Source organism: Rhodoluna sp. (assembly GCF_049276775.1).
Taxonomy (GTDB): domain Bacteria; phylum Actinomycetota; class Actinomycetes; order Actinomycetales; family Microbacteriaceae; genus Rhodoluna.
In genome coordinates this window covers 1-2,817 of the sequence record NZ_JBASXC010000059.1, presented here as the reverse complement: position 1 = coordinate 2,817, position 2,817 = coordinate 1, and the positions used below count along the sequence as shown (strand labels likewise).

Below are 2,817 nucleotides of genomic sequence, written 5' to 3'. Positions count from 1 at the left end.
AAGAAAATCAGCCAGAGTGAACGCCTGGGCTGCGAGGGTCCATCGGACTCGGTCTGGCGAGCGCCGAAATAAGCCCCGATGGCCGGCAGGAAGATAACGGCCCCGATCTGAGGAGAGAACCAAAAGATTATAAATCCGATCAGGGCGATTCCACCAAAGACCTGCATGTGCTTTTTGTAGTTCATGGGATAACTTAGCCTCGCTCTAATTCGAATCAGTTTCCCTAAAGTGTGCCATAAACCAGCCACCCTTAGCGGCTACGAACACCCAAAGGTCAATAGTCTAAAGAGCACGAAGGCAAGACACTGTTTACTACTAACCGTCTTGACCTCGATAAACAACCATAAAGGAGTATCACCATTAAGGCACTAATCAAGCCATTTGCCCTAGCCACCTTACTTGGAATCATTTCCGTCCTGGCCATCTGGGCGCTGTCACTGCTGCTAAATGTGAACCTTTTGGTTCAGCCGCTAAACATTCAGATTTCCCCTGCGGCCTTCGTGATCTTTTCCCTGGGTGGAGCCCTAGGGGCTTTTGTCGTGAGCGCTATTTTGCTCAAGACCAAAACTCCCCGAAAAACTGGTCAGCTAATCGGTTGGGTCGTGTTGATTGGCTCCATAGTAACGCCGCTATCTGGAACACAGGATCTGGCGGCAATCATCGTCATCCAGTCAACTCACTTCGCCATCGGTGTCCCACTGCTTATGGCCATGAATAAGTACCTGCCCGAAAGGCGCTAGACAAACGACAAAAACCCGCAGCCCAGCTCTTGGGTTGCGGGTTTTTCTGGCGGTGACGGTGGGATTTGAACCCACGGTGCGCTTTCACGCACACAACTTTTCGAGAGTTGCACCTTCGGCCACTCGGACACGTCACCGAGAAATAGCCTACCCGCTCAGCGAAGTCTGTCGAAAAACCCCTTCAGTAGCTCCGCACACTCCTGCTCCCTAACCCCCGCAATAACCTCAACCGGAGTACCAAGACGCGCATCCCTAAGCAGGTCATACCTCGAGCCTGCTGCACCCACTCGCTCATCAAAAGCCCCAAACACAACTCTTGGAATTCGGGCTGCAACTATTGCCCCGGCACACATCACACAGGGCTCGAGTGTGACAACAAGGGTTAGATCCTCTAAGCGCCAGCTTCCCTTTTCTTTACCCAAGCGCTGAATAGCCAAAAGCTCAGCATGAGCTGTTGGGTCCCCCGTCAGCTCACGCTCATTGAATGCGCTGGCTAGAACAGTCCCTTCGGAATCAAGGATTACGGCACCAACCGGGACGTCAGAACCTGCGAGCTTGGCCTGGCCTATGGCCAGCTCCATAGCCTCATCAAAGCTTTGGTTCATCTCAATTTCCCTAATGTTTGGTTAGCACCTCCTACTTTAGGAGGTGCTTGTGGCTGTAGATTTGATGCCATGCGAGTCCACGTTGCGAACCACCCACTGATTACCCACAAAATCACCATCCTTCGGGATAAGAACACCCCCTCCCCAACTTTCAGACAACTTGTTGAAGAGCTTGTGACACTTTTGGCCTACGAGGCCACCAGGGAGGTCAAGGTTCACGAGATTGATGTCGAGACTCCCTTAACTAAAACCAAAGGTGTTCGACTCTCCGACCCCCAGCCACTTATCGTTCCGGTACTTCGAGCAGGCCTTGGAATGCTGGAGGGAATGATGAAATTACTGCCCACGGCAGAAGTTGGCTTTCTAGGCATCAAGCGAAACGAAGAAACCCTCGAGCCACTCACCTACGCCGAAAGACTCCCGGATGATCTAACCGGAAGACAGATCTATATCATCGACCCGATGCTTGCCACCGGCGGAACACTTATTGACTCAATCAACTACGTCTTTGACCGCGGTGCCACCGAGGTCACGGCGGTTTGTTTGCTCGGTGCCCCCGAGGGGCTCAAGGCAGTTGAAGATGCCATCGGTGACAAAAACGTCACCGTCGTGCTTGGTGCCCTAGATGAGAAACTCAACGAGATCGGATACATAGTTCCGGGTCTTGGGGACGCAGGCGATCGACTATACGGTCTAGCTGAATAGATGTCGGATTTATCCGATCAGCAAAACAAAAAAGGCGATGCCAATCAGCAGGCGCAAATAGAGCGCCTTTCTGCAAAAGTTCTTGACCTAATCGACCGCGGCAACCAAACACCTATTGTTTTGATTGACGGCCGGGCTGGCTCCGGCAAATCCACCTTCGCCGAAAAACTCCAACAGCAACTATTTGTCGACGGCGAATCAGCCCCAAGGGTTGTGCACATGGACGCAATCTTTGAGGGCTGGGATGGTTTATCCCTGGGCTCTGATTACCTGGTGAGGTTTATCTTGAACCCACTTTCAAGAGGCGAAACCGCCTCTTGGCAAGACTGGTCCTGGGTTAGAAATCAGCGCTCAACCTGGCGAGAGTTCTCAGGTGGAACACCACTGATTATTGAAGGGTGTGGATCGCTCACCGAGCGAAGCAAACAACATGCCAATTTCTCTATCTGGCTTGAAGCCTCGGAGGAAACAAGGCGCGAGCGCTGGCTAATAAGAGAACGTCACCTCGACAAGTTTGATTTCTGGGCAGCCCAAGAACTTGATTTTTACGCAAGGGAGAAATCCCAAAGCTTGGCCGATTCGGTTATTAAGACCGACTAAAGCTTCCAAGAAAACTAAAGCTTGAAAGAAAGAGGTGCCATTTTGGCACTCTTGTTGTTTTTATACCAGGCGCGAATGCCGGCAATCAGGGAAGCCGCTATAAAGAAAACCGCCAGGCCGTAGCTAATGTTTTTCACCAGCGGAATGCTGGCCGCGTAGTACCCGGC

General features: G+C 51.9%; 5 protein-coding genes and 1 tRNA gene. 3 read left to right on the top strand and 3 right to left on the bottom strand.

The window, feature by feature from the left end:
- The coding region (locus tag WAO31_RS03885) for a hypothetical protein (protein WP_509590479.1) at positions 1-185 on the bottom strand (185 nt) is incomplete at its 3' end.
- 168 nt (positions 186-353) lie between these two features.
- Here WAO31_RS03885 and WAO31_RS03880 point away from each other — a divergent pair.
- Positions 354-740, top strand: coding sequence for a DUF6069 family protein (locus tag WAO31_RS03880; RefSeq protein ID WP_509590481.1), 387 nt, complete (start codon positions 354-356; stop codon positions 738-740).
- A 47-nt stretch (positions 741-787) separates the two neighbouring features.
- Here WAO31_RS03880 and WAO31_RS03875 read toward each other — a convergent pair.
- Both WAO31_RS03875 and WAO31_RS03870 read right to left on the bottom strand, forming a co-directional pair.
- Positions 788-877, bottom strand: a tRNA-Ser gene (locus WAO31_RS03875).
- Positions 878-895: 18 nt separating this feature from the next.
- The gene (locus tag WAO31_RS03870) at positions 896-1,345 is read right to left on the bottom strand and encodes a nucleoside deaminase (protein ID WP_509590477.1); all 450 of its coding nucleotides are present in this window, start codon (positions 1,343-1,345) and stop codon (positions 896-898) included.
- Positions 1,346-1,414: 69 nt separating this feature from the next.
- Between WAO31_RS03870 and upp the strand changes: the two genes are divergently transcribed.
- Together upp and WAO31_RS03860 are read left to right on the top strand one after the other, a co-directional pair.
- Positions 1,415-2,050: a uracil phosphoribosyltransferase gene (gene upp / locus WAO31_RS03865; protein ID WP_509590474.1), complete on the top strand. Its 636-nt coding sequence runs from the start codon at positions 1,415-1,417 to the stop codon at positions 2,048-2,050.
- Entirely contained in the window at positions 2,051-2,650 is a 600-nt protein-coding gene (locus tag WAO31_RS03860) for an AAA family ATPase (RefSeq protein ID WP_509590472.1), read from the top strand.
- The last annotated feature ends 167 nt before the right edge of the window (positions 2,651-2,817 follow it).

Bases quoted from the DNA above. Each gene is read 5' to 3' on its own strand.
- WAO31_RS03860 (WP_509590472.1), top strand. From the start codon at position 2,051: ATGTCGGATTTATCCGATCAGCAAAACAAAAAAGGCGATGCCAATCAG.
- upp (WP_509590474.1), top strand. From the start codon at position 1,415: ATGCGAGTCCACGTTGCGAACCACCCACTGATTACCCACAAAATCACC.
- WAO31_RS03870 (WP_509590477.1), bottom strand. From the start codon at position 1,345: ATGAACCAAAGCTTTGATGAGGCTATGGAGCTGGCCATAGGCCAGGCC.